The sequence below is a fragment of the Pseudomonas sp. M30-35 genome, from assembly GCF_002163625.1.
In the GTDB taxonomy this organism is placed as follows: domain Bacteria; phylum Pseudomonadota; class Gammaproteobacteria; order Pseudomonadales; family Pseudomonadaceae; genus Aquipseudomonas.
The window spans coordinates 818,461-841,976 of the sequence record NZ_CP020892.1; the positions used below are offsets into that span (position 1 = coordinate 818,461).

Sequence of the window (23,516 nt, forward strand, 5' to 3'; positions counted from 1 at the left end):
ATTTGTTTGAGTGATTGTGCGTGAAACTGACGGTATCTGAATCGCTCAGATCGCCGCACTTATAGCCGATGTATCAGTTGCGCCGCTCAACGATGTAGCGGGCCAGTACGCGTAACGGTTCAGCCGGGGTGCCAAGGCCTTCAAGCGCTTCAAGGGCCTGGTCGCGTAACTCGAGTGCATAGCGTTTAGCATTCTGCAAACCCAGTAGCGCCGGGTAAGTTGGCTTGTCGTTAGCTTGGTCTTTGCCTTGGGTTTTACCCAGGGTGCTGGTGTCGCTCTCAATATCGAGGATGTCGTCCTGCACCTGAAAGGCCAGGCCGATTGCCTGTGCATAATGCTGCAAGGCTTGCAGAGTGGCTGGGGCGGCATTGCCGCTGGCCAGTGCACCAAGCTCCACGCTGGCCTCGATCAGGGCGCCAGTCTTGTGCCGGTGCATGTTCTCCAAGTCTGCTTGCTCGAGCGCCTTACCGACTGAGCCGAGGTCTATTGCTTGCCCGCCGACCATGCCTGCCGGGCCTGCGGCGCGGGTGAGGGTTGCGATCATCGCCAATCGCAGCTCGGCACTATGCGGATTCAACTCGGCGCTGCTGAGCACTTCAAAGGCCAGAGTTTGCAAGCCGTCGCCAGCAAGAATCGCGGCGGCCTCATCGAAGGCCTTGTGCGTGGTCGGTTTGCCACGGCGCAGGTCATCGTCATCCATGGCGGGTAAGTCGTCATGGACCAAGGAGTAGGCGTGAATCAGTTCAACCGCGCAGGCTGCACCATTGGCGTGGTCGGCATGTCCGCCGAGTGCCTCGCAAGCTGCATACGCAAGCAATGGGCGTACGCGTTTGCCGCCATTAGTCACGCTGTAGCGCATGGCTTGGTAGAGGCGTTGCAGGTTGGGTTGTGGCGCGACAAACAAACGCTCAAGGGCGGCATCCACGCGCTGCTGGCACTGCGCCTGATAGGCTTCGATCATGCTTGTTTATCCGCGTCGAAAGGCGCTTCCTCCAGCTCGCCATTGCGCTCCAGCAACAGGCTGACCTTTTGCTCGGCCTGTGTCAGTGCGGCTTGGCAGTCACGAGTCAGGCGGATGCCTTGTTCGAAGGCAGTCAGTGAGTCTTCGAGCGACATTTCGCCGTTTTCTAGGCGTTCGACCAAGCTTTGCAGCTCTGTCAGGGACTGCTCAAAATCAACAGCGGCTTTCTTGCGGGCCATGGCGGGTGTTCTCGGCGGGAAATCAACGGACGAATATCGGTCGCGACACTAGCAGAGACGAGGCTCCCGGGCAAATTATGGCCCGCCTCAGCTGCGTAAGTAAGTCGCCCAGAAATAATACAGTGTCATGCTGCTGCCAACGGCAATAACCAGCATGCGCAGGAACTTGGGTGGCAAATGCTGGCCAAGTGCACCGCCCGCGTAACCGCCAATGGTTGCGCCGCTTAGCAGTATTACCAGTTCATACCAACTGACCCGCCCAGCAATGATGAACGTGCCAGTCGCTACGCTATATATCACCGCCGAAATCAGGTTTTTCAGCGCGTTGCTACGTGCTAGCACATGGCCTTCGATCGAGAATGCGGCGAGTTGTAAAATCCCCATGCCTGCGCCGAAGTAACCACCGTAAACCGAGACTGTCGCATGCGCCGCCAGTGACCAAGGTGTATGCGGTGGCTGCATGCTCGCTGAGCGGCGCGCGGCCAAAGCACGACTTAGTTGTGGGCTGGCGGCAAATAGAAGTGTGGCGGTGAGTAGTAGCCAAGGGATTAAACCGCGGAAAATTTCATCGCCACCGATTAGCAGCAATACGCCGCCAAGCAAGCCGCCACCAAGCCCTGCCAATAGCAGGGGAATAAGGTAGTTGCCGAGCGGTTGCAGCGTTTTACGTGCTGCCCAAGCTGCCGCAATGCTTGCTGGCCAGAGTGCAACAGCGTTAGTCGCATTGGCGGTGACAGGCGGCAACCCAGTCGCTAATAGCGCCGGGAACGAGAAAAACGTACCGCCCCCGGCTAATGCATTCATTCCACCCGCGGCGAATCCTGCGGCAATCAAAATCGCTATATCAAGCCAAGGCATTGGGTAGTCTTCGCGGTAAAAGGCGCAGCCTAATCAATCGTCTGCTATTCGCCAAGCAAGATGTTGGTCTGACCGTGCAGGTGCTGGCCGGTTAGGCAACGGTTGAATTTTTATAGTTTCTTTACGCGGGCGCCGCATTACGCCAATCGAACCTTTACGCCTGAAATCCGAGAATGACTCATGCGCCGTTGGGGCGTTTTCGGAGCAATGACTATGAGTATTCTCGACGGATTGTCGCTGAGCCTGGCCCTTGGCCTGTTCTTTTACCTGCTAGCTGCGCTGATGCGCGCAGAGCGGGGTTAGGAGGCCTTATGCAAGCCCAAGACTATTGGCTGATTCTGGCCTTCTTTTTATTGGTGCTGGTGCCTGCTCCTTTTCTGGGTCGCTATATATTCCGGGCAATGGAGGGGCAGAAGACCCTACTTAGTCCGATTTTTTCGCCCATAGAGCGTTTGTGCTACCGCTTTGCGGGTATCGATAGCCAAGCCGAGCAGGATTGGAAAGGTTACAGCGCCGCACTCTTGATGTTCACCCTGACGTGCCTGATCGGGTTGTTTGCAATTCTGATGCTGCAAGACCGGCTGGGGCTAAATCCGCAGCATATTGCCAGTATGGATTGGCCGTTGGCGCTGAATACGGCGGTGAGCTTCGTCACCAATACCAACTGGCAGGCTTATAGCGGCGAGGCATCGCTGAGTTATTTCAGCCAAATGGTCGGGCTCGGCGTGCAAAATTTTGTCAGCCCGGCAGTGGGCCTCGCTGTGTTGGTGGTTTTCTGTCGAGGGATTGCCCGGCGTTCAAGTAATGGCATTGGCAACTTTTGGGTCGATCTGACGCGTGGCGTGCTCTACGTACTATTGCCATTTTGCCTGTTGCTGGCGCTGTTTTTGGTCTGGCAGGGCGTGCCGCAAAGTTTTATGGCTTATGTACACGCCAAGACATTGCTGGGCGCTGATCAGACCATTCCGCTAGGACCAGCAGCCAGCCAAATTGCGATTAAGCAGTTGGGGACCAATGGCGGTGGATTCTTCGGCGTCAACTCGGCACATCCGTTCGAGAATCCGACGGCGTGGAGCAATCTGTTTGAGATGGCTTCGATCATTCTGATTCCGGCGGCGTTGCTGTTTACCTTTGGTCACTACGTCAAAGATTTGCGGCAAAGCCGTGCGCTGCTGGCCAGCATGCTGATTCTGTTTGTGGTTGGTTTTGCTGTGACCTTGCACGCTGAACTGCAACCTAACCCCGCACTCGCTGCATTGCCAATCGAGCAAGCGGGTTCGCTTGAAGGCAAGGAAAGTCGGCTGGGCATTACGGCCTCGGCACTGTGGGCGGTGGCCACTACGGCTGCGTCTAATGGTTCGGTCAACGCCATGCACGACAGTTTTAGTGCGCTCGGTGGGATGATCCCGATGTTAAATATGATGCTCGGCGAGGTCATATTTGGCGGTGTCGGCGCGGGTCTTTACGGCATGTTGTTGTTTGTATTGATTACGGTATTTCTCGCCGGTCTGATGATCGGTCGCACACCGGAATACCTTGGTAAAAAGCTTGAGGCGCGTGAGGTGCGGTTGTTAGTCATGACCCTTCTGGTCATGCCCGTCGGCGTGCTTGTGTTTAGCGCCTTGGGTGTGAGCTTGCCTGGCCCGGCGATGTCGATTACCAACCCCGGCGCGCACGGGTTTAGTCAGGTCTTATATGCCTACACATCAGGCACTGGCAACAATGGTTCTGCATTTGCAGGTTTTGGTGCCAATACCCCGTACCACGACCTGATGATCGCCTTGGCCATGCTCCTGGGCCGCTTCGGTTTCATCCTGCCAATCCTCGCTATAGCAGGCAGTCTGGCCGCGAAAAAATCTGCACCGCAAGACGGCAACAGTTTCCCGACTCACGGCCCGCTGTTTGTGACGCTGCTGACGTTGGTGATTTTGTTAGTGGGTGGTTTGACCTTTTTGCCAGCGCTAGCGCTTGGCCCCATCGCTGAACACCTGACTCTACTGCAGGCCTTCTAAGGAGCAATCATGATGAATGCCCGTATTCTGACGCAAGACCCGCAACCAAAGGCTGCGGCCCATGGGAAAACCAGCGCCTCGGTACTTTGGCAGGCGGCGCTGGGTAAGGCTTTTATAAAGCTGGATCCACGTCAACTGCAACGTGCGCCGGTGATGCTGGTGGTCGAGCTGACAGCAATCGTTACCACCGTGCTGTGCTTTATCCCCAACCCAGCAGTGAGTACAGGGTTGGCGGTGCAGATTGCGCTCTGGTTGTGGTTCACCGTTTTGTTCGCAAATTTCGCTGAAGCTCTGGCCGAAGGGCGTGGTAAGGCTCGAGCCGACAGCCTTAAGGCAGGAAGCCAAGGGCTCACGGCCCGCAGACAAACCCAGCCTGGAGAGTATGAGTCAGTTGCCGCGAGCCAGCTGCGCCGAGGGGATATCATCCGAGTTGAGGCGGGTGAGCAAATCCCGGGTGATGGCGAAGTGGTTGAGGGCATCGCTGCTGTCAATGAGGCGGCTATCACAGGTGAGTCGGCGCCGGTTATTCGTGAATCAGGTGGTGATCGTTCGGCCGTCACCGGTAACACCAGCGTGGTATCCGACTGGTTGCTGGTGAAGATCAGCGCTAACCCCGGCGAGTCAACGCTGGACCGTATGATCGCCTTGGTGGAGGGGGCGCGTCGGCAGAAAACACCAAACGAAATTGCGCTCGATATGCTGTTGATCGGCCTGACTTTGATCTTTCTGGTGGTGGTCGCTACGTTGCAGCCGTTCGCCCGGTACGCAGGAGGCGATTTGCCGCTGGTGTATCTGGTGGCGCTGCTGGTGACGTTAATTCCAACCACTATCGGCGGTTTGCTTTCAGCTATTGGGATTGCGGGTATGGACCGTTTGGTCCGGCTCAATGTCATCGCCAAATCGGGGCGTGCAGTTGAGGCCGCAGGAGATGTGCATGTATTACTGCTCGATAAGACGGGCACGATCACCTTTGGCAATAGACGTTGCAGCGCATTAATCGAGGCGCGAGGTATTACCCCACAAGCTTTAGCGCAGGCGGCGCTGTTGTCATCGCTGGCAGATGACACGGCGGAAGGTAAGTCAATCGTCGAGTACATTCGTAATCTTGGCCCTGTGCAGGAGCCCGACCGGTCGGCAATCAAGCCAATCGCATTCACCGCTGAGACACGTTTGTCCGGGGCGGATTACGACGTTCATAGTTACCGCAAAGGTGCTGTCGATGCAGTGCTCAATTACCTCAACATGAGCCGTACCGAGATGCCGGCTGCGATGGCTAACGCTGTCGATAAAATTGCTCAAAGCGGAGGCACGCCGCTACTGGTTGCGAGTGAGGCGGGTCTACTCGGCGCCATCCATCTCAAGGATGTGGTAAAGCCGGGTATCCGCGAACGCTTCGCTGAGTTACGCGCCATGGGCATTCGCACCGTGATGGTCACTGGTGACAACCCATTGACTGCCGCTGCAATTGCCGCTGAGGCGGGTGTTGATGATGTCATCGCCGAGGCTACGCCCGAGAAAAAGCTGCAACGTATCCGCAGTGAACAGGCCGAGGGCAAGATGGTTGCGATGTGCGGTGACGGCGCCAATGATGCCCCGGCGCTGGCCCAGGCTGACGTGGGTTTAGCAATGAATGACGGCACTCAGGCCGCGCGTGAGGCTGCAAATCTGGTTGATCTCGATTCCGATCCAACCAAACTGCTCGATGTGGTGCGAGTCGGTAAAGAGCTGCTGGTCACTCGCGGAGCGCTAACTACGTTCTCGGTAGCCAACGATGTTGCCAAGTATTTTGCCATTTTGCCTGCACTGTTTATCGGCGTTTATCCGCAGCTCGGCGCACTCAACTTGATGCATTTGCACAGCGCACAAAGTGCGATCCTGTCGGCAATTGTGTTCAACGCGCTGATTATCGTGGCCCTGATTCCGCTGGCACTGCGCGGGGTTCGTGTGCAAGCGACAGATGCCGCCAGCCTGCTGCGGCGCAACCTGTTGATCTACGGGGTGGGCGGTTTGCTGGCACCTTTTGTTGGCATCAAATTGATCGACATGCTGCTAGTGGCTGTCGGTTTGGTTTGATGGTTCGGGACGCCTTTTCAGTTTATCGAAGAGGCGTCGCATAGAATTTGGAGAGTCGATTATGTTTAAGAAAATCCGTCCGGCAATTAGCCTCTTAGTGTTTATGACCTTGCTCACCGGGGTGATATATCCATTGACGGTGACCGCTATCGCTCAGGTCGCTTTTCCGGTGCAAGCCAATGGCAGCCTGATTCATGATGCTCAAGGTGAGGTGCGAGGTAGTAAGTTGCTGGCGCAACGCTTTGTGGGGGCGCAATGGTTCCATTCACGACCCTCTGCAGGGGATTACGCGACTGTTGCTAGCGGCGCGAGCAATCTGGCCCCGAGTAACCCGGCTTTGGCGATCCGTGTGGCTGATGATGCCAAGCGCTTGTTGGTTGCAGAGCAGAGGGCTGTGCCTATGCAATTGGTGACAACATCAGGCAGTGGCCTCGATCCGCACTTATCCCCAGAAGCGGCGCGCTATCAGATAGCCCGTATTGCGGGTGCGCGCAATGTGTCTAAATCGGCGCTTGAGCAGCTGATTGACGCGAAGCTAGAGGCGCCTTTAATTGGACCCGCGGTGGTCAATGTACTGGCGCTAAACATGGCGCTGGCAGAAGATGAGGGCCTGTCCCGCGCTGAGTAACTTTATGAGTGATGCAACCCACGCAGACGTCTTGCTGGCTGATTTACCTAAAAACACGCGCGGTCGGCTCAAGGTGTTTTTAGGTGCCGCGCCAGGTGTCGGTAAAACCTTTGCCATGCTCCAAGCTGCGCAAGCTCTGCAACGTGCGGGTACTGACGTGCGTGTCGCGGTTGTAGAAACCCATGGTCGAGTCGAAACTGAGGCGATGCTGGTCGGCTTGCCGCAACAAGCGCCGCGTCAGTTGGAGCACCGTGGGGTATTAATGCGCGAGATGGATCTGGATGCCATTCTCGCGCAGCCGCCCAAGCTGGTATTGGTCGATGAGTTGGCGCATAGCAATGCCCCCGGCAGTCGTCATAGCAAGCGCTGGCAAGACGTACAGGAGTTGTTGGATTCGGGCGTCGATGTTTACACCACGGTCAATGTCCAGCACCTCGAATCACTCAATGATCAAGTGCGTGATATCACCGGCGTGCAAGTGCGCGAAACATTACCGGATTGGGTGCTGCAGGAAGCCGATGAGATTCTGCTAATCGACCTGCCCACGCGCGAGCTACTTGAGCGTTTGCGTGAGGGTAAGGTTTATGTGCCGGAGCAAGCGCGCGCAGCCATAGATGCTTTTTTCAGCCAGACCAACCTGACAGCCTTGCGTGAGCTGGCAATGCAAACCGCGGCAGCGCGGGTTGATGCTGAGTTGACGCGACGCCACCGGTTGAGTGGGGGCGGCGTACCGGTTTTACGTGGACGACTGCTGGTTGGTATCGACGGCGATATTCAGGCGGAACGCTTGGTGCGCCATGCGTTCAGGGTTGCTGAGCGTCGTCATTTGCCGTGGTCAGTGGTGCATGTCGATACCGGCGGGGCTCGCGACGAGCAACGTTTGAGTTTGCTCCAGGCTGCGCAACAATTGGCCGAGCGTTTGGGGGGAGAAGTTGTAAGTTTGCGTGGCAGTGAACGTGCAAAAACCTTGCTTGAACATGCTCGTGAACGTCATGCAAGCCTGATCCTGGTCGGTCGAAGTCGCCCACGTCTATGGCGGCGCTGGTTAGGTCGGGGGCTTGCCGAGCGCCTAATCATGAACGGTCAAGGGCTGGAAATCTGCGCGCTAGATTGCGAGTCAGAACGGGCCATGCAACGGCGTCGGATCAGTGCGCCGCTGGTCTGGCGAAATTATCTGCAGGCCTTGATCGCAACCGTCTTGGCGGCCTTTGTGGCGCTGGGCTTGTCGCACGTGCTTGAGCTGCCGAATATATCTCTGGTTTTTCTTGCTGCAGTACTGGTTGTGGCTGTGCGCAGCAGTTTGGGGCCTGCGTTGGTGTGTGCTGGTTGCTCGTTCCTGGCATACAATTTTTTGTTTATTCCGCCGACACTTACCCTAACAATTGAGCGTCAAGAAGACGTCTTAACCTTGCTTTTTTTCCTGTTGATGGCCGCACTTACCGGTAATTTGGCCAGTCGCCAGCGTCAGCAGTTGCAAGCCTTGCGTCAGACTCAGGCGGAAACCGCGGGTTTGCTGGAGCTGTCCAGCAAACTAACGGCCGCGACTGATCGTCAGGCGGTGCTCAGCGCGGCAATGCAGCAGTTTTCACTGTGGCAAGAGATGGACGTCAGCGTGCTGGCGCTTAGTGATGACGGTACGTGGAAAGTCGAAGCGGGCACTCAGCGGTTACTCACCGAGTTGGAGCGCGCTGCTGCCGACTGGTCTTGGCAGCATATCCAGCCAGCCGGGCTTGGCACCGATACCTTGCCGGGCGGGCATTGGTGGTGGTGCCCGTTGGCAGGTGAGGATGGTCCGTTAGCCTTGCTTGGCGTCAATCCCAAGAATGGCGCACCCTTGGCCAGTGCGCAGCGTCGTTTGATTGCCGCGCTCGCTCAACCCTTGGCACAGGCATTGAGCCGTGCGCAGCTTGCACAAGATTTAGAGGCGGCACGCCTGCATGGCCAAACTGAAGAGCTACGCAGTGCCTTATTGGCTTCGGTGTCCCATGATTTGCGAACACCACTGACGGCGATGCGTGGCTCAATCGACAGCCTGCTGACGCTTGGCGAACAGATCCCGGTTGCGGATCGCTACGAATTACTGGAAGGCACACGCGACGAGGCCGAGCGTCTTGATCGCTATATCCAGAACTTGCTCGACATGACTCGCCTGGGCCATGGAGCTCTTAAGCTTGCACGGGACTGGGTGGCTCCATGCGATATCGTTGCCAGTGCCGTGCAGCGATTACGCTTGGTGCTTGCGCCACTGAGGGTCGAGCTATCGCTTGCCGATGACTTACCGCTACTTTACGTACATGCCGCGCTGATTGAGCAAGCGTTAGTCAATGTGTTGGAAAATGCGGCGCGCTTTTCACCTGTTAACGGGCGCCTGCGCGTCGTGGCGGAAAATGATGGCAAGGAGTTGCGCATCGCGGTTAGTGACCAAGGACCGGGTATTCCCGAACAGGAGCGCGATAAAATTTTCGATATGTTCTATACCGCAGCCCGTGGTGATCGTGGCGGGCAAGGCACTGGTTTAGGTTTGGCGATATGCCAAGGAATGCTGGGAGCCCACGGCGGGCGAGTCAGCGTAGGTGAGGGGCTTGATGGGCGAGGGGCAACCCTGACACTGCACATACCGCTGTCACCACAACCGATAATGGAAGACGAGTCTGTATGAGCAGCAACCAGCCGACTGTTTTAGTCGTTGATGATGAAGCTCAGATTCGCAAGTTCTTGCGCATCAGCCTTGTTGCCAAAGGCTACCGGGTGATCGAAAGCGCGAATGGCAGCGATGGCCTGGCGCAAGCGGCGTTGACCAGTCCAGATTTGGTGGTGCTTGATCTCGGTCTGCCCGATATGGATGGCCAGCAGGTGTTGCGCGAGTTGCGTGAATGGTCACACGTGCCGGTATTAGTGCTGTCGGTTCGTGCTAGTGAAGGTGAAAAAGTTACCGCGCTGGATGCCGGTGCTAACGACTACATGACCAAGCCGTTTGGGATTCAGGAGTTTTTGGCGCGGGTACGTGTGCTATTGCGCCAAGCGGGTAGCGGCGAGCAAGCCGCGGCGGTTATCAGCAGCGGTCCATTGAGTGTCGACTTTGCTTATCGCCGGGTGCTGCTCAATGGATTGGAGGTCGCGCTGACCCGTAAGGAATATGCTGTGTTAGCGATTCTTGCCCGACACCTTGGTCGTGTCGTGACCCAGCAGCACCTGCTCAAGGATGTTTGGGGCGCCAGTCATGCAGATGACAGCCATTATCTGCGAGTGGTTATTGGCCACCTGCGACAGAAGCTCGGAGATGACCCCGCCGCGCCGCGCTTTATTATCACCGAGGCAGGTGTAGGGTATCGGTTGCTGGAGCAATGACTATGAGTATTCTCGACGGATTGTCGCTGAGCTTGGCCTCACGCTTACAGCCGTGGGGGAGCGGTTAAAACCAAGCGTCAAGTATTGCCACGCATCTGCTCAACCAGATAATCGGCAAGGCATTGCTGGATGTTGCTGAGGATCTTGGTCGAGGCGATTAGCGCCAGTTCAGTCGGGGCCGGTGCGGCCAATCCAAGTTGTTCGGTAATGATGCGTTGCTCGGGTCTTACCGCGCTGTGCGGCAGAAGGCTCAAGCCAATGTTTGCGGAAACGGCCGCTTGAATACTCGCCAGACTTTGCGAGCTGAATGCGATGTGCCAGCGTTGGCCAGCGGCTTCAAGTGCGCGAATGGCTCGCTCCCGATATAGGCAACCTTGTTCGTAAACCACCAGTGCAATGCTTTCTTGTTGCAATTGCCACTGGGCCCCTGCGACCCACTCAAGTTGCTCTGGCCAGGTTGCGATCGCTGCGCTTTGTTCAACGTTACGTTTGATCAGCGCAAGGTCCAGTTCACGATTTTGAAGTTGCTCATTGAGCTCACAACTGAGGCCGTTGCGTGTGTCCAGGCGGATATCCGGGAAGCGCTGATTAAAACCTGTCAGCAGTTCGATCAGCCGATCCAGAGGAAAATCCTCGGGGACGCCAAGGCTGACAACACCACGCATGTCACGAGCGCTGAGCATGTCACTGGCCTCCATGGCCAGAACGACGAGGCGTCGGGCATAGTTGAGCAGACGCTCGCCATCCTCCGTGAGCTGGATTGACTTGCTGGCGCGGCGCCTGATCAACAGCGGGCGGCCGATCTGGTCTTCGAGCTTTTTGATCTGCTGGCTGATGGTTGATTGTGTTCGGTTGACCTGGTCACTTGCGCGGGTGAAGCCGCCGGAGTCGACAACGGTCACGAAGGTTTTTAGCAGTTCAAGATCAAGCATGGTTTTAAATTCGATTAATGAATTATTATTTAATAATAATTTAATTTTCAACTTTAGTCTGTTGGCCCGACGATTGACTCCTTCCTATTGTTTTTAGAGGTTGTTCGTCATGTCACTCCAACACTTCGCAAAACCGCAATGGCTCACCTTTGATTGCTACGGCACGCTGATCCAGTGGGATGAAGGTCTGCTCGAATGTGTTCGTGAGTTGTTAGCGCTCAAGGGGATCAGTCATCGCGAGACCGATTTCATTCGCGTTTATGATCAATACGAATACGGTCTGGAGCAGCAACCCAGCTACATGAGCTTCCGTCAGGTGTCAGAGCAAGCGTTGCGGCGCACCTTGACCGATTTGGGTGTCGGTTATGAACAAGGTGATGGCGAGGCATTCGTTGCCCGTATCGGGCGCATGCCTCCATTTCCTGAAGTGGTTGAAACGCTGGGCTGGCTGAAACAGCAGGGATTCAAACTGAGTATCGTGTCCAACACCGATGACAACATCATTGCTGGCAATGTGGCGCAGTTGGGTGGGCATATTGATCGGGTGATTACGGCACAACAGGCCGAAGCGTATAAGCCCAATCCTCGGCTCTTCGATTTCGCCCATGCCAGCCTCGGCGTGCAGCGCTCGCAAGTGTTGCATATCTGCGCTAGCCCACACCTCGACTTGGTTGCAGCCCGAGACATGGGCTTTCACTGTATCTGGATCGACCGCGGCACCCAGCGAGTCGCACCGGCTGACTACCAACCCGATGCGGTGCTGGCAACGCTTGATGAACTGCGCCAGCTTTTCGCAAGCCTCGGCTGGACGCATGATTAAAGAGCAAGCGATGACTCAATAACTGAGCAGCAAGTGCTGCCCATGTGTTGAAGCGCAGTGACGTTGATTAGTCTGAGATTCGCGCAGCACGTTGCTATCTCAACGCCTGTTTGCGCATGGCTGCACACCTGAGGTGTGCAGGGCCTGCCCATATATCAGGTCATAGAACCGGTTGCTCAGGGCGTTCTTCAGGGTCAGATTTTCCAACAATCCGTATTTTGTTGTGGTCTGAGATTTTTGAAAAAAGCAGGCTTCCATATTCAGGATCTTCTGACGTTCTATAGTGGCCGGTATCTATTAAATCGTTAATGCATGAGCTGTGGGTCACGACTATCAGGTTTCTATTGGTGGTCTTGTGCTTTAACAGGTCGTCAACGATGTCGCTTCCGCAAATGGTCTTGCTATTTGCTAGTGGGTTAGCTTTTCCAAACATGAAGTCTGATGTTTGAACTGTTCTGATAGCTGGGCTTGTAAGGATGTCGGTATTGTCCAGTGTGAAGTTTGACTTTAAACGGTTTCCTGTCTCTTTTGCTCTCTCGCTTCCAAGCGATGTGATTCCGTCATCGGGACCTAAACACGGGTTGCTTGAGCGGTCGCAGCGTTCTTCGTGTCTTACCAATAAGATGATATTTCCACTTTTCCAGTCTTCAGAAAGGCCTGAGCTGACTAGTTTTTTATTCGAATCTAAGTCCTCTACAGTTTTTTGTGCAAACGAGTCGTAAGCAAAAAAAATAGTGCCAATAAAACCAATGGTTAATACTGCTTTCGATCGGTTGCTATTGAACATTTGGAGTATCCACAATTTGTATTTCGTATAGCTGTTTCTTAGCTATACAACTTATCGAGTGATAATTGGGAACCTCCCTGGAAACCCTGCTGAGATCAGTACTGATCTGAAATAGAATCATCTCCTAATTGGGTTAAGGAATTTTTACGTGAGGACATAGTGTTTTTTTGACAGGCAAGTCATCGCGATCATTACGTCGGCCGAGGTCGACAGCCCGGCGTCGGAGCTACGTTGTGAGCATGGAGTCAGATCAGGGGTTTTATAGACGTGTCGGGCCAAATCCGGCGCAATGGAGGCGTCGTTGATGGCCCGGCAGGGAGATATGTTTCTGCAGGCGGTTCGCTCGGGTTGGACCCGCGTTGCCTGCTATTGCTACCAGCCTCTACTGCCCTTGGAAAATACCGCGATCGCCGAACTCCTCATCCGGTTCATGCACAATCGGCGCATGAACAACCAGCACAACTGTTTCAGCGTTTTGGTTTGGGTTAGAGCTATTCGCTGGCAATTCGTTCCAAACGATAGCCATAGCCATAGATGGTCGCGAGGCGCCAGCCGTTTTCGGGGGTGAGTCCAAGCTTAGTGCGCAGCCGGTAAATGTGGGTGTCTAGCGGGCGTGATGAATGGACTTCTTCACGGGGCCAGAAACGCTCATAGAGGTATTCGCGTGAGAGCGGGCGGTCTATGTTGCTGATCAAGCACTTTGCCAAGCTGTATTCACGCTCGGTCAGGTTAACTGGCGTGTCATTGCGTTTAACTTGCTGTTCGGTGTCATCAAACAGCAGGTCGTAGACCTTGAGCGAAGGGCTTTTGATTTGCGCGATGTTGCCTTGACGACGCAGGACTGCAAGCACTCGGGCTTGTAGCTCCTGACTGCGGAAGGGTTTGTTGATGTAGTCATCGGCGCCTTCATTCAGCGCCAGTACCACATCTTGCTCTCGATTCCGGCTGGTTAGCATTATGACCGGAGGCTGTTTTTCAAGATGTTTTCGGCTCCAGCGCAAAACCGCCAATCCACTCACGTCAGGCAGTTGCCAGTCGAGAATGAGTAGGTCGAATGTTTCGCGCTTCAGTTGCTTGAGTAATTCTTCGCCACGGTTGAAGCCATGCAAGCTCCAAGGGTCCTCATTCTGCTTTGCAATACTTTGCAGGGTGTGAGTTATGCGGTCGAGCTCAGCTTGTTCGTCATCCAGTATTGCTATGCGCATAGCTTGGAACTACCCGTCTCCATATAACGAATGGGTTGAAATGAGTAAGGCTATTTTTCTCATGAATCGTTTACTTCGGAATCTGAACAAATGTGAGATTTACCTAAATACAGCATTACGATTTGTTAAATTTACTCAACATTAAAACCCATACAAGCACTTTTAATGATTCAAATCAAGGCGGCAGAACGTGCTTGTGATCGCCTGCTGTGGGGGATGCAAGCAAGTAATCATGTAGGTGATTAGCCTGTGTATGGCCGGGTTTGTACGGCGCTCTAGATACTCTCTGGGACAGGCAATATTTCAGCTTAGCCACCTGATCCATGGAAAAAGTGAAGGGTTGGCTTGAGTAAACAGCTACAGGGGCAAGTGTTCTGGCGTGCTTATGTAGCCGCTAACACTGTCTTGGCGTGGATAGCTAAGTCCGCGTTAAGTTTTGAATTAACTGCTCTGAACATCAGGCAGTAAAAGAGTTCAATCTATTGCTCAAGGATTGTGCAATAGATTGAAAGTGAGCGGCATGGAAGCTGCGAATGAAAGCCATAGGCCGGGAGGCGTTAATTTCCGCGAACAGCGGTTGTTAAGAGTTGCCTTGAGTGTTCAGCTGAAAACGGATTTTGTTGGCTGATTGCGATGTAGGTGCTTGGTTTTCATATGTAAAGGACTTCTGTGGTACGTGCGCAGATTCCGTAAGGAGAGTGTCGGTGTTGGATGGAACCAACGTGGAGCTGGATTCTCGCTAGCTGTCGGGCTTGCTCGATGGGCGGCGAGCTGTAGCTAGGATGCTACTGTGCAAGGATGCTTCAGGGATGATTTAGCGCAGCGGCTGCTGCACTGTGGCAGGCCAGATTTGTTGTTCAGTTATGCAGTCGAACTTCATTGTCGCGCTTAGTAAATAGCACAAGGATGTGCTTCCCATTGAGGCTCTTGGGTTAATTAAACCTTTATATCGACCCTCGGGAGTAACAATTGAGGGGCTGGCGTCAGAGAGTCGAGGGTATGAAAAGCGAATTTGCGAACGCTCGACTTTAGTGATCTTAAATGAATATTTGATTCGCGTTGCTCGTCCCTGCATGGTTAGTGCTACTCACTGTCGAGTGAAGGCTGACCCTGCAAAGTTTTGATTGTCGTTTTGATCTGTCTGTGAGGTAACGCATACGTTCGTGCTATGTTGTGATTGAGTTATTGAGTTATTGAGTTATTGAGTGAGTGTGGGTTGGTTATATAAAGGCCATTAAACCACTCTCGGTTAGTTCAAGTGCTTAAGTTTATCCAGTAAATATACATGTCGATCATAGGAAAGTATCAAATTGAGTCATTCGATAACTCGTACGTATTTAATGCGCACGACAGCCCATTTATGATCAGCTTGCAGCGCAATACTGTTGCAACCTTGATAGTGAGCTTGGCAATGATGTCCATGCTGTTCAGCACCTCTGTTTATGCTGAGAAGTTGAGCCCTGATGTTAATGAAAGTGTTGCGCTTGAAGATGTCCCGGAACCTTTACCTGCACAGGTCGAGGCGCTTGAAGGTGAGGCTTGGCTGATCGATAAGCGTGGTACGGAAACACCGTTGGTTGAAGGTATGGAAGTCAAGAGGGAACAAGGTATTCGTACCGGTAGCAATGCCTATGTTGCACTGGTGCTTGGCGATGACTCACGTATCGTTCTGCCTTCACAAAGTAGTGTTGTGTTGCTGTCTGATGAAAAGGTCATGCAGGTCAAGCTACTGCAAGGGCAGGTAGAGTCTTATGTGCGCAAACGCGAGCCTCAGGTCGAGCACTTCCAGATACTCACGCCCGTCGGGGTTCTGGGTGTGAGGGGTACGCACTTTCGTGCGCGACAGGTCGCAGGTGAGGATGCAGTGCTAGCAGAGGTGCTCAGTGGCAGCATTGCCGCCGAGCGTGATGAGCGGCAAGAAGCGCCGAGTTTAATCAATGCTAAGCAGGGCATGCGCATCGTGCCAGATGGCAATTTGAATGCGGTCGAGTTATTGCCCGGGCCGCAATTGCTTGGCCAGCAAGGCAGTGCTGCTGCGGACAGCGGTTGGACCATCGTGATCAAACCGCTCCCGGGGGCGCAGCGTTACCGCGTGCAGGTTGCGAGTGACCCGAAGTTTATGCGGATCAAGCGTGAGCAGTTTTCGAACTCAACCGAAGTAAGTTTCTTTGGATTGGATCTGCCTTTGTATTACGTGCGCATATCTGCATTTGATGAGCTGGGTCTTGAAGGTCTTACCTCAATCTATCATGTGATGCACTTCTTGCCTGTCGCAAGTCAGTACTGAGGGTCTTGGCGCGTGTGACAAACAGTAAAATTGGGTCTGAGATGAAGGTAGAGCGGCGAAATTCCTTTTCAATGTCTCGCCAGCTATTCAATCGCATTGCGCGCGAGTGGATAGTCGTGACCTTAATTTTGATCCCTCTGACGGCAGGGCTTTCACTGACACACGCACTTGGACTTGACTCGCTAATCTACGACCGTCTGTTGTCGATGACTCGACTGAATGCTGACCCACGGATTCTCCTGGTCAATATCGACAACCGCAGCCTGGCCGAGATTGGCCGCTGGCCGTGGTCACGTGATGTCCACGCAACGCTGATTGATCGACTGACGAAGGCCGAGCCCGCTGCTGTTCTGTTTGATGTGATTTTCAGTGAGCCGGGATTAAGCCCTGATATCGATCAGCGTTTTGCCGACGCATTATGTAAATCGGGTGTCGTTGTGTTGCCGTCTATCCGCAGAGGCATAGAGCAGGCGGATGGCGTGTCGAGTGAGTTTCCTCCAATTGAACCGCTGCGCACATGTGCATGGGGTATTGGCCATATTAATGTGCAGGCAGATAGTGATGGAGTTGTGCGTAGTGTTCACTTGCGTGAAGGCTTAGTCGATGACCTGCGGTTACAGATGGCGTGGGTCGGAAATTTATTGATTAATCCAACTGCCCGAACAAAAGGCCTGCCTGGCCAAGCTTCACAAGGTAGTGCGCAAGGTTGGGTTGTTGATCACTCTATTCGCATTCCTTATTTACGCAGTGCCCAAGCATTTTCTAGCGTGTCGTACTCAAGCATCTTGCGTGGCGAAGTGCCGGACTCAATACTGCGCAATCGTATTATTTTGATCGGGGCAACAGCGCCAGGTTTAGGGGATCGCTACGTAACGCCGATATCGGGAAGCGCTGGAGGGACTGCGGGCATTGAAATTCAGGCCAGTATTCTCAATGGGCTGTTGCAGGACCGCAGTGTTGCTGAGTTTTCTGATTGGCTGTGCGCGTTCTTCGCGGTTGTCCCCGTCATGTTACTGCTGGCGATCATGTGGTTATCTGGCCTGCGATTTGCGCTGCTATTGAGTCTGAGTGTGGTCGCGCTGACCCTGCTCGCTTGCTTATTGTTGCTTCAAGCTGGCTGGTGGTGGCCGCCCTCTGCCAGTCTGTTGGGTGTTTTACTGGCTTATTCGCTGTGGAACTGGCGACGCTCAAGCGCTGCCTTAGGATATCTCGGTTGGGAGTTGGCGCGCCTTGACCAAGAGCCGCAAGTCTTACCTGAACGTACTTTTGAGAAAGGACTTATTGCTGGAGACATAATCCAGCAACGTATGGTTGCACTTGAACGTGCGGTTGATCAGGTGCGAAATACACGAAGGTTTATGACCGATGGTTTGGAGCATCTGCCTGTAGCGAGTTTGATGTGTCGTAAAGACGGGGGCATATTATTTGCCAATCGATGTGCACGGGCTCTGGTCAAAGACTACACCGCAGGTAGTCGCTTAAGTGAATACCTGCAGCGCTTGGGGCACCCGGATGTAACGGCTCCTGGTTTCAGTGAGTCGGATCAGTTCAAGACGCTCCGTGATGTCGAGTTTCGCACTCCGCAAGGCTTAAGCCTGCGTACCGAAGTCGCGCCCATGCTGACAGCAGAGCACGGCACAATCGCTGGCTGGTTGATTAGCTTGGTCGATCTGACCAGTGAGCGTGAATCTGAAGAGCAGCGAGCAAGTATGTTGCGCTTCCTCTCGCATGACCTACGTGCACCTCACTCGGCAATTCTCTCACTGCTTTCGATGCATCAAGCTCAAGTCGGCGAGGAGGGCGGGCACGCCATGCTCTCTGCCAGTATTGAAAAACAGGTGCGTCGAGCGCTGCGGCTCACCGATGATTTCTTGCAGCTAACCAAAGCTGAATCATCCGAGTACAGGCTTGAGCCTGTGTTACTTGAAAGCATTGTGCAGGACGCCGTGGATGAGGTCTGGACGCTGGCGCAAAGCAAGTTTATCGCGATCAAGATGCATCTGCCTGATGAGGAGACTGTGGTATTGGCAGACCCTGGTTTGTTATGCCGTGCGCTGTTTAATCTGCTTGAGAACGCGATCAAATACAGCCCGAATAACACGCTGGTCAGCGTAACCCTATCGGTAGAACAGGGCTGGGTGGTATGTGCGATTGCGGATCAAGGCGAGGGCATTGCCTCTGAAAATATTGCGCAATTGTTCCGGAGCTACCAGCGCTTCTCCAAAGACCCATCGATTGGCGGCGTGGGTCTTGGTTTGGCAATGGTTAAAGCGGTGGTTGAGCACCATGGCGGGGTTATCGAATGTCACAGTGAGGTCGGCACGGGTAGCGTGTTTAGGTTGAAGCTACCACTGCTTGATGAGCCGCAGGTTTGAGGCGGGCGCTTTCAATCGTGACTTAACGGTTCACCAGGCACAAAAAAACCAGCACTAGGCTGGTTTTTTTGAATTAGCGATTACCCAGTCTTACTTTTTGTAAGCGGCAACTGCCTTGGTGATTTCAGCGCGGGCTGCGTCAGCATTGCCCCAGCCTTCAACCTTGACCCACTTGCCTTTTTCGAGGTCTTTATAGTTCTCGAAGAAGTGTTTGATTTGCTCAAGCAGCAGCGCTGGCAGGTCGGTGTATTCTTTGATGTCGACGTACAGCTGGCTTAGCTTGTCGTGCGGTACGGCGATCAGCTTGGCGTCGCCACCGGCTTCGTCAGTCATGTGCAGTACGCCAACTGGGCGAGCACGGATCACTGCGCCTGGTGCAACTGGGTAAGGTGTTACAACCAGTACGTCGAGCGGGTCACCGTCGTCAGCCAAGGTGTTCGGGATGTAGCCATAGTTGGCTGGGTAGAACATTGGCGTAGCCATGAAACGGTCGACGAACAGGCAATCGCTGTCGTGATCGATCTCGTATTTGATCGGCGCGTGGTTGGCCGGAATCTCGATAGCGACGTAGATGTCATTCGGCAGGTCTTTGCCTGCCGGAATCTTGCTGTAGCTCATGGGGGAGCTCCCTGAAAGTAGACCAAAAAAGTGGCGAGATTATAGGCGTATTCCTGTACGCATGCTACGCCAGCGTAGCTAGCCATTGGTCGCTTAACCTTTAGCCCTGAGAGTTTAAAGGGGGTTGACGATAGCGCGCCTGAGTTTTTTAGTCTTTGTAAGTGTTTCAGCGGGTGCTCTCAGCAGAACGATGTTGTCGGTAAAACAAAGTTGTTGGTGAAGCTATGGTGACGTTAAAACTATCGTGTCGGTAAAACTATGCAAGCGGTGCTTATTCACTGGCGATAGCTTAAATCCAGCGGTTTTATGGGCGGTAAGCCAAGGGCAAAACGGCACAAAGAGTGCACAGGCATTTCGGGTAACCAATTCATCGTTCGCGAGGGAGGGTTTGAAATGCCTACAGAGCGCATGGAGCACCCGGCAGCCACAGTAGTATTGGGTCATGGAATAGACTTGCCGCGCCAAGCCGCGCGAGTCAGAGCGATGTGGGTGGCAGGGCGTAAAGGGCGTCCGCCCGTTTTGATGGTGGCATTACTTTGGGCGCGCGAGTGCGCTGAAGTGGTGCAAACCATTGAACATTACCTTGATGCGTTGTTTGCCGACTACCGCTGCACTCCGCAAAGTTGGAGCGAGGCTCAAGCGGCGCGGCAGGTTCTGGCGGCCCTGAATCAACAGTTATTTCGGCGCAAACAAACTGGGCGTCAAATAGCAGAGCTCAATGTCGGCCTGTTATTGCTTCAAGAGGATGACCTGCAGTTCCTGCAGGCGGGTTCAATAGGTCTGCTGCGTTACCAGAACGATACTATCCATACCTTGGTTGGTCGTGATGGTATGCAGATTGGTGAGCGAGCCGAGCTGGCGCTGGTTCAGCATAGTTTGCCGCTAAATGCTGGCGAACTGCTGCTAATGGCGCCACAGCCGTTATTGGGCGTTGCTGATCTAAATGCATACCGCCACGCCCGTCAAACCCAGTGTGCAACCGAGTTACAGGCGTTGCTTGAGCCACTTTTGCATGCCCCAAGTGCGGGGGTTCTGCTTTTGCTAGGTGACTCGAATACGCTCAACAGTCACCCAAGTACCGAGTCATGGCCGGTGGTGAAGAATGCTGTTGCAGGCATGCAAATAGATGGCTGGACACTAATCAGTAGCTGTTCATTTGGGCCGCCAGGGCGTGTATTCAGAGCGCTTGATGCCGCGGGGCGTTGTGCGCTTTTATGGTTGTCTGAGTGGCCCGCCGATGATGTTTTCTGGCAGCGAGAGTGGGCCGTGCGTGGCAGCCGAGTGTCGGGTTTGCCTCAAGTCATGTCAGCCTACACGCCTCGCGAGCACGCCTTCTCGTTGTTTGAATCTCCGCCGATGGATATGCGCAGTCTGGCCGACTGGGCTGCGGCGCGTGGCCCGTTAGCGCTGCACACGGTCATGTCGATAATCAAGCAGGCAATAGGTGCAGTGCGCGCCCTGCAGCGCCGTGGTATGCAAGGGTTGTTGTTAAGCCCGCGCAACATTTTGATTAGCGAGTCTGGTCAGGTGTTGTTATTTGTAGAGCAGGCCGTGCTGATTCCAGGGGCGCCGCGACAAGCCTTGCCTGCCGAGGCTGTTCCGTTGGCTCCGGAGTTGCGAACGGCTGAAGGGAGTGTGGATGGCCGTGCCGATCAGTTTGCGCTGGCAGCATTAGCCTACTGGCTGTTGTGCGGGCAGTGGCCTGAGGTCGCACGACCCGAAGCCAGTTCATATAGTCGTTATGTGCCGTTGGAAAATTTTAATCGGCGTCTACCCAATGGCTGGGATGGCGTACTGGCAAGGGCCTTGGCGCCACAAGCTGCGTCGCGATTTGATGCGCTATCAGAGTTTCAACAGGCCTTGGAACAACCGCTCCAGCACAGCTTCGGCAGCAGTCGGCACGACAATAAAGTCTCCAGATGGCGCGTCTGGGTGGTCGCTATTTTACTGTTGCAGTTGGGCATCGGCCTGCTGGTAAGCCTTGCCCATTGATGCGCTGAAATGGTCGAGCCACTTCATTAGGGCTGGAAACTGTGCAGGCCACAGCAACTGCAGTGATTTAGTCCGAATTGATTGGCAGCACGTAGTTTTTGAATTGCTCATCAACGACGAAGCCAATTGATTCGTAAACCTTTTGCGCCACTTCGTTATCGCTGCTGGTCGACACGCGCATGCGCACGGCATTGGTATCTTTGGCCATTTTCTTGGCGGTTTGGATGAGGCGGTCGGCAACCAGTTGGCGACGTGCGTCTTCGGCAACGTAAATATCGTTGAGAATCCAGACACGTTTCAGGGCTAACGAGGAGTAGCTCGGGTACAGCTGGCAGAAACCCAGCAGCTTGTCCTCATCATCTGCCAGAGCCAGGTAAATGGTTGACTCCTTACGGCGCAGGCGCTTTTCCAGAAATGCTCGCGATGAGTCCGGGAAGGACAGTTCGCCGTAGAACTCACGGTATTTAACGAACAAAGGAGTCAACAAATCCAAGTGTTCCAGCGTGGCTTGAACAATACGCATTGCGGGCCCTCGATATCAGTTTTTGAGCAGGCGTAAAGTCGCTCAAGCAGCAGTCATTACCAGAGATTTGGTCTGAGTAATGAAGCATGAGTTATGCCATTAATTGATTTGATGCTGCCTAAAAAAATTTGAAAGCGCAATCCAAGCGAGCGTTTGATTTGCTCTGGCAGCCGCAACGACTACCGGGTTGCAGGAGGCAGGCTACACATTGCATGTGGCCTGCCTACGGGGTTGGAATATCAGAAGAAGCCGAGCGGGTTGATGTCGTAACTGATCAGCAGGTTTTTGGTTTGCTGATAATGATCAAGCATCATCTTGTGTGTTTCGCGGCCGACGCCGGACTTTTTATAACCGCCAAAAGCGGCATGCGCGGGGTAAAGGTGATAGCAGTTGGTCCAGACGCGACCGGCTTTAATCGCCCGTCCCATGCGGTAAGCACGGTTAATGTCACGGGTCCAAAGACCAGCGCCTAAACCAAACTCGGTGTCGTTGGCGATGGCTAATGCCTCTGCCTCATCTTTAAATGTGGTCACGCCAACCACTGGGCCAAAGATTTCCTCCTGGAAGACGCGCATTTTATTGGTGCCTTTAAGCAGTGTCGGTTGGATGTAATAACCGTTCGACAGATCGCCCTCGAGCGTTTCTCTTGCGCCTCCGGTCAGCAACTCGGCACCTTCTTGCTGGGCGATTTCGAGGTAGCTAAGTATTTTATCGTACTGTTGCTCCGACGCTTGCGCGCCGACCATTGTCTCGGTATCCAGCGGGTTGCCCCGTTTTATCTGTTTGATCTTCTTCATTACTTCGAGCATGAATGGCTCGTAGATTGACTCCTGCACCAAGGCCCGTGACGGACAGGTGCAGACTTCGCCTTGGTTGAAAAATGCCAGTACCAACCCTTCGGCAGCTTTTTCGATGAACTCAGGCTCGGCCTGCATGATGTCTTCGAAGAATACGTTGGGTGATTTTCCACCCAGTTCCACGGTCGACGGGATAATGTTTTCGGCAGCGCACTTGAGGATGTGTGAGCCGATAGGGGTTGAGCCGGTGAAGGCAATTTTGGCGATCCGTTTGCTGGTGGCCAGCGCTTCTCCTGCTTCACGGCCATAGCCCTGAACAATGTTCAGCACGCCAGGGGGTAATAAGTCACCCACCAGTTCGGCAAATACGGTGATCGATAGCGGTGTTTGCTCTGCCGGTTTGAGGATTACACAGTTACCAGCCGCCAGCGCGGGGGCGAGTTTCCAGGCCGCCATCAACAGTGGAAAATTCCAGGGAATGATCTGGCCGACGACGCCCAATGGTTCATGGAAATGATAGGCCGCGGTGTGTTCGTCAATTTCTGCGGCGCTGCCTTCTTGTGCGCGGATGCAGCCGGCAAAGTAACGAAAATGGTCGGCTGCCAGCGGTACGTCGGCGTTTAGCGTTTCACGTACGGCTTTGCCGTTGTCCCAGGTTTCGGTGACAGCCAGTAGCTCAAGATTTTCTTCGATACGGTCAGCAATTTTCAGCAGTATCAAGGCGCGTGCCTGCGCTGAGGTTTTGCCCCAGGCATCGGCAGCGCCGTGGGCTGCATCCAACGCACGCTCAATGTCCGCTGCGCGTGAGCGCGGAAATTCAGCAATTACCGATGCGTCAATTGGGCTGGTGTTGGAGAAGTATTCGCCATCAACTGGGGCAACAAACTCGCCCCCAATAAAGTTGCCGTAACGCGTCTTGAATGAAACGACTGAGCCTGGAGTTCCGGGTTTGGCGTAAATCATGATGCGGGCCTCTCTTGTGTTGAGGTGATGCACATTAAGGACAGCGGTGGCAGCTCATGTGCATCACATGATCAATCTAGGGGTACGGGCTAGCCGAA

The 23,516-nt window shown here is 54.1% G+C and carries 19 protein-coding genes; 10 read left to right on the forward strand and 9 right to left on the reverse strand.

What is annotated here, in order from left to right; translation table 11 throughout:
• Window positions 1-73 precede the first annotated feature (73 nt).
• The 3 genes from ispA to B9K09_RS03815 form a co-directional block, all read right to left on the reverse strand.
• Window positions 74-961 carry a (2E,6E)-farnesyl diphosphate synthase gene (gene ispA / locus B9K09_RS03805; protein ID WP_087515575.1) on the reverse strand — a complete coding sequence of 296 codons (888 nt, stop codon included), beginning with the start codon at window positions 959-961 and terminating at the stop codon, window positions 74-76.
• Complete coding sequence (locus B9K09_RS03810) at window positions 958-1,200, reverse strand: exodeoxyribonuclease VII small subunit (protein WP_087515576.1); 243 nt, start codon at window positions 1,198-1,200, stop codon at window positions 958-960. The genes ispA and B9K09_RS03810 overlap by 4 nt, the downstream gene beginning before the upstream one ends.
• An 87-nt stretch (window positions 1,201-1,287) precedes the next feature.
• Window positions 1,288-2,058: a sulfite exporter TauE/SafE family protein gene (locus B9K09_RS03815; RefSeq protein WP_087515577.1), complete on the reverse strand. Its 771-nt coding sequence runs from the start codon at window positions 2,056-2,058 to the stop codon at window positions 1,288-1,290.
• 213 nt (window positions 2,059-2,271) lie between these two features.
• On the opposite strand from B9K09_RS03815, the gene B9K09_RS03820 reads away from it, so the two are divergent.
• The 6 genes from B9K09_RS03820 to B9K09_RS03845 all read left to right on the forward strand — a co-directional run bounded on the left by B9K09_RS03820 (window position 2,272) and on the right by B9K09_RS03845 (window position 10,119).
• Window positions 2,272-2,361: a potassium-transporting ATPase subunit F gene (locus tag B9K09_RS03820; RefSeq protein ID WP_157699321.1), complete on the forward strand. Its 90-nt coding sequence runs from the start codon at window positions 2,272-2,274 to the stop codon at window positions 2,359-2,361.
• 8 nt (window positions 2,362-2,369) lie between these two features.
• Complete coding sequence (gene kdpA, locus B9K09_RS03825; RefSeq protein ID WP_087515579.1) at window positions 2,370-4,070, forward strand: potassium-transporting ATPase subunit KdpA; 1,701 nt, start codon at window positions 2,370-2,372, stop codon at window positions 4,068-4,070.
• A 12-nt stretch (window positions 4,071-4,082) separates the two neighbouring features.
• Complete coding sequence (gene kdpB, locus B9K09_RS03830) at window positions 4,083-6,143, forward strand: potassium-transporting ATPase subunit KdpB (protein WP_157699385.1); 2,061 nt, start codon at window positions 4,083-4,085, stop codon at window positions 6,141-6,143.
• A 61-nt stretch (window positions 6,144-6,204) separates the two neighbouring features.
• On the forward strand, window positions 6,205-6,771 hold the full coding sequence (kdpC, locus tag B9K09_RS03835; protein WP_087515581.1) for a potassium-transporting ATPase subunit KdpC: 567 nt from the start codon (window positions 6,205-6,207) through the stop codon (window positions 6,769-6,771).
• A 4-nt stretch (window positions 6,772-6,775) separates the two neighbouring features.
• Window positions 6,776-9,430, forward strand: coding sequence for a sensor histidine kinase KdpD (locus B9K09_RS03840; RefSeq protein WP_087515582.1), 2,655 nt, complete (start codon window positions 6,776-6,778; stop codon window positions 9,428-9,430).
• Window positions 9,427-10,119, forward strand: a complete 693-nt coding sequence (locus tag B9K09_RS03845) for a response regulator (RefSeq protein WP_087515583.1) — start codon at window positions 9,427-9,429, stop codon at window positions 10,117-10,119. The genes B9K09_RS03840 and B9K09_RS03845 overlap by 4 nt, the downstream gene beginning before the upstream one ends.
• A gap of 77 nt (window positions 10,120-10,196) precedes the next feature.
• On the opposite strand, the gene B9K09_RS03850 is transcribed toward B9K09_RS03845, so the two are convergent.
• Window positions 10,197-11,051 carry a LysR substrate-binding domain-containing protein gene (locus B9K09_RS03850; protein ID WP_087518968.1) on the reverse strand — a complete coding sequence of 285 codons (855 nt, stop codon included), beginning with the start codon at window positions 11,049-11,051 and terminating at the stop codon, window positions 10,197-10,199.
• A gap of 109 nt (window positions 11,052-11,160) precedes the next feature.
• Here B9K09_RS03850 and B9K09_RS03855 point away from each other — a divergent pair, with 109 nt between their 5' ends.
• Window positions 11,161-11,871 carry a haloacid dehalogenase type II gene (locus tag B9K09_RS03855; RefSeq protein WP_087515584.1) on the forward strand — a complete coding sequence of 237 codons (711 nt, stop codon included), beginning with the start codon at window positions 11,161-11,163 and terminating at the stop codon, window positions 11,869-11,871.
• A 160-nt stretch (window positions 11,872-12,031) separates the two neighbouring features.
• On the opposite strand, the gene B9K09_RS03860 is transcribed toward B9K09_RS03855, so the two are convergent.
• On the reverse strand, window positions 12,032-12,658 hold the full coding sequence (locus B9K09_RS03860; RefSeq protein ID WP_087515585.1) for a histidine phosphatase family protein: 627 nt from the start codon (window positions 12,656-12,658) through the stop codon (window positions 12,032-12,034).
• A gap of 491 nt (window positions 12,659-13,149) precedes the next feature.
• On the reverse strand, window positions 13,150-13,863 hold the full coding sequence (locus tag B9K09_RS03865) for a response regulator transcription factor (protein ID WP_087515586.1): 714 nt from the start codon (window positions 13,861-13,863) through the stop codon (window positions 13,150-13,152).
• A gap of 1,285 nt (window positions 13,864-15,148) precedes the next feature.
• Here B9K09_RS03865 and B9K09_RS03870 point away from each other — a divergent pair.
• Window positions 15,149-16,150: a FecR domain-containing protein gene (locus B9K09_RS03870; protein ID WP_256574221.1), complete on the forward strand. Its 1,002-nt coding sequence runs from the start codon at window positions 15,149-15,151 to the stop codon at window positions 16,148-16,150.
• Between the two features lie 71 nt (window positions 16,151-16,221).
• The gene (locus tag B9K09_RS03875) at window positions 16,222-18,525 is read left to right on the forward strand and encodes a CHASE2 domain-containing protein (protein WP_087515587.1); all 2,304 of its coding nucleotides are present in this window, start codon (window positions 16,222-16,224) and stop codon (window positions 18,523-18,525) included.
• Between the two features lie 90 nt (window positions 18,526-18,615).
• Here the strand turns inward: B9K09_RS03875 and ppa are convergent, their stop codons facing one another.
• A complete protein-coding gene (gene ppa, locus B9K09_RS03880) occupies window positions 18,616-19,143 on the reverse strand; it encodes an inorganic diphosphatase (RefSeq protein WP_087515588.1) in 528 nt (175 codons plus the stop codon).
• Between the two features lie 393 nt (window positions 19,144-19,536).
• On the opposite strand from ppa, the gene B9K09_RS03885 reads away from it, so the two are divergent.
• Window positions 19,537-21,135 (forward strand): protein kinase, encoded by a 1,599-nt coding sequence (locus B9K09_RS03885; RefSeq protein WP_177408630.1) that lies wholly within the window; start codon window positions 19,537-19,539, stop codon window positions 21,133-21,135.
• Between the two features lie 67 nt (window positions 21,136-21,202).
• Here B9K09_RS03885 and B9K09_RS03890 read toward each other — a convergent pair whose 3' ends face one another.
• Window positions 21,203-21,658: an N-acetyltransferase gene (locus B9K09_RS03890; protein WP_087515589.1), complete on the reverse strand. Its 456-nt coding sequence runs from the start codon at window positions 21,656-21,658 to the stop codon at window positions 21,203-21,205.
• Between the two features lie 239 nt (window positions 21,659-21,897).
• The gene (locus B9K09_RS03895; RefSeq protein WP_087515590.1) at window positions 21,898-23,418 is read right to left on the reverse strand and encodes an aldehyde dehydrogenase family protein; all 1,521 of its coding nucleotides are present in this window, start codon (window positions 23,416-23,418) and stop codon (window positions 21,898-21,900) included.
• Window positions 23,419-23,516: the final 98 nt, after the last annotated feature.

Coding starts and splice junctions, on each gene's coding strand:
- ispA (WP_087515575.1), bottom strand. CDS start 961: ATGATCGAAGCCTATCAGGCGCAGTGCCAGCAGCGCGTGGATGCCGCC.
- B9K09_RS03810 (WP_087515576.1), bottom strand. CDS start 1,200: ATGGCCCGCAAGAAAGCCGCTGTTGATTTTGAGCAGTCCCTGACAGAG.
- B9K09_RS03815 (WP_087515577.1), bottom strand. CDS start 2,058: ATGCCTTGGCTTGATATAGCGATTTTGATTGCCGCAGGATTCGCCGCG.
- B9K09_RS03820 (WP_157699321.1), top strand. CDS start 2,272: ATGAGTATTCTCGACGGATTGTCGCTGAGCCTGGCCCTTGGCCTGTTC.
- kdpA (WP_087515579.1), top strand. CDS start 2,370: ATGCAAGCCCAAGACTATTGGCTGATTCTGGCCTTCTTTTTATTGGTG.
- kdpB (WP_157699385.1), top strand. CDS start 4,083: ATGAATGCCCGTATTCTGACGCAAGACCCGCAACCAAAGGCTGCGGCC.
- kdpC (WP_087515581.1), top strand. CDS start 6,205: ATGTTTAAGAAAATCCGTCCGGCAATTAGCCTCTTAGTGTTTATGACC.
- B9K09_RS03840 (WP_087515582.1), top strand. CDS start 6,776: ATGAGTGATGCAACCCACGCAGACGTCTTGCTGGCTGATTTACCTAAA.
- B9K09_RS03845 (WP_087515583.1), top strand. CDS start 9,427: ATGAGCAGCAACCAGCCGACTGTTTTAGTCGTTGATGATGAAGCTCAG.
- B9K09_RS03850 (WP_087518968.1), bottom strand. CDS start 11,051: ATGCTTGATCTTGAACTGCTAAAAACCTTCGTGACCGTTGTCGACTCC.
- B9K09_RS03855 (WP_087515584.1), top strand. CDS start 11,161: ATGTCACTCCAACACTTCGCAAAACCGCAATGGCTCACCTTTGATTGC.
- B9K09_RS03860 (WP_087515585.1), bottom strand. CDS start 12,658: ATGTTCAATAGCAACCGATCGAAAGCAGTATTAACCATTGGTTTTATT.
- B9K09_RS03865 (WP_087515586.1), bottom strand. CDS start 13,863: ATGCGCATAGCAATACTGGATGACGAACAAGCTGAGCTCGACCGCATA.
- B9K09_RS03870 (WP_256574221.1), top strand. CDS start 15,149: ATGTCGATCATAGGAAAGTATCAAATTGAGTCATTCGATAACTCGTAC.
- B9K09_RS03875 (WP_087515587.1), top strand. CDS start 16,222: ATGTCTCGCCAGCTATTCAATCGCATTGCGCGCGAGTGGATAGTCGTG.
- ppa (WP_087515588.1), bottom strand. CDS start 19,143: ATGAGCTACAGCAAGATTCCGGCAGGCAAAGACCTGCCGAATGACATC.
- B9K09_RS03885 (WP_177408630.1), top strand. CDS start 19,537: ATGCCTACAGAGCGCATGGAGCACCCGGCAGCCACAGTAGTATTGGGT.
- B9K09_RS03890 (WP_087515589.1), bottom strand. CDS start 21,658: ATGCGTATTGTTCAAGCCACGCTGGAACACTTGGATTTGTTGACTCCT.
- B9K09_RS03895 (WP_087515590.1), bottom strand. CDS start 23,418: ATGATTTACGCCAAACCCGGAACTCCAGGCTCAGTCGTTTCATTCAAG.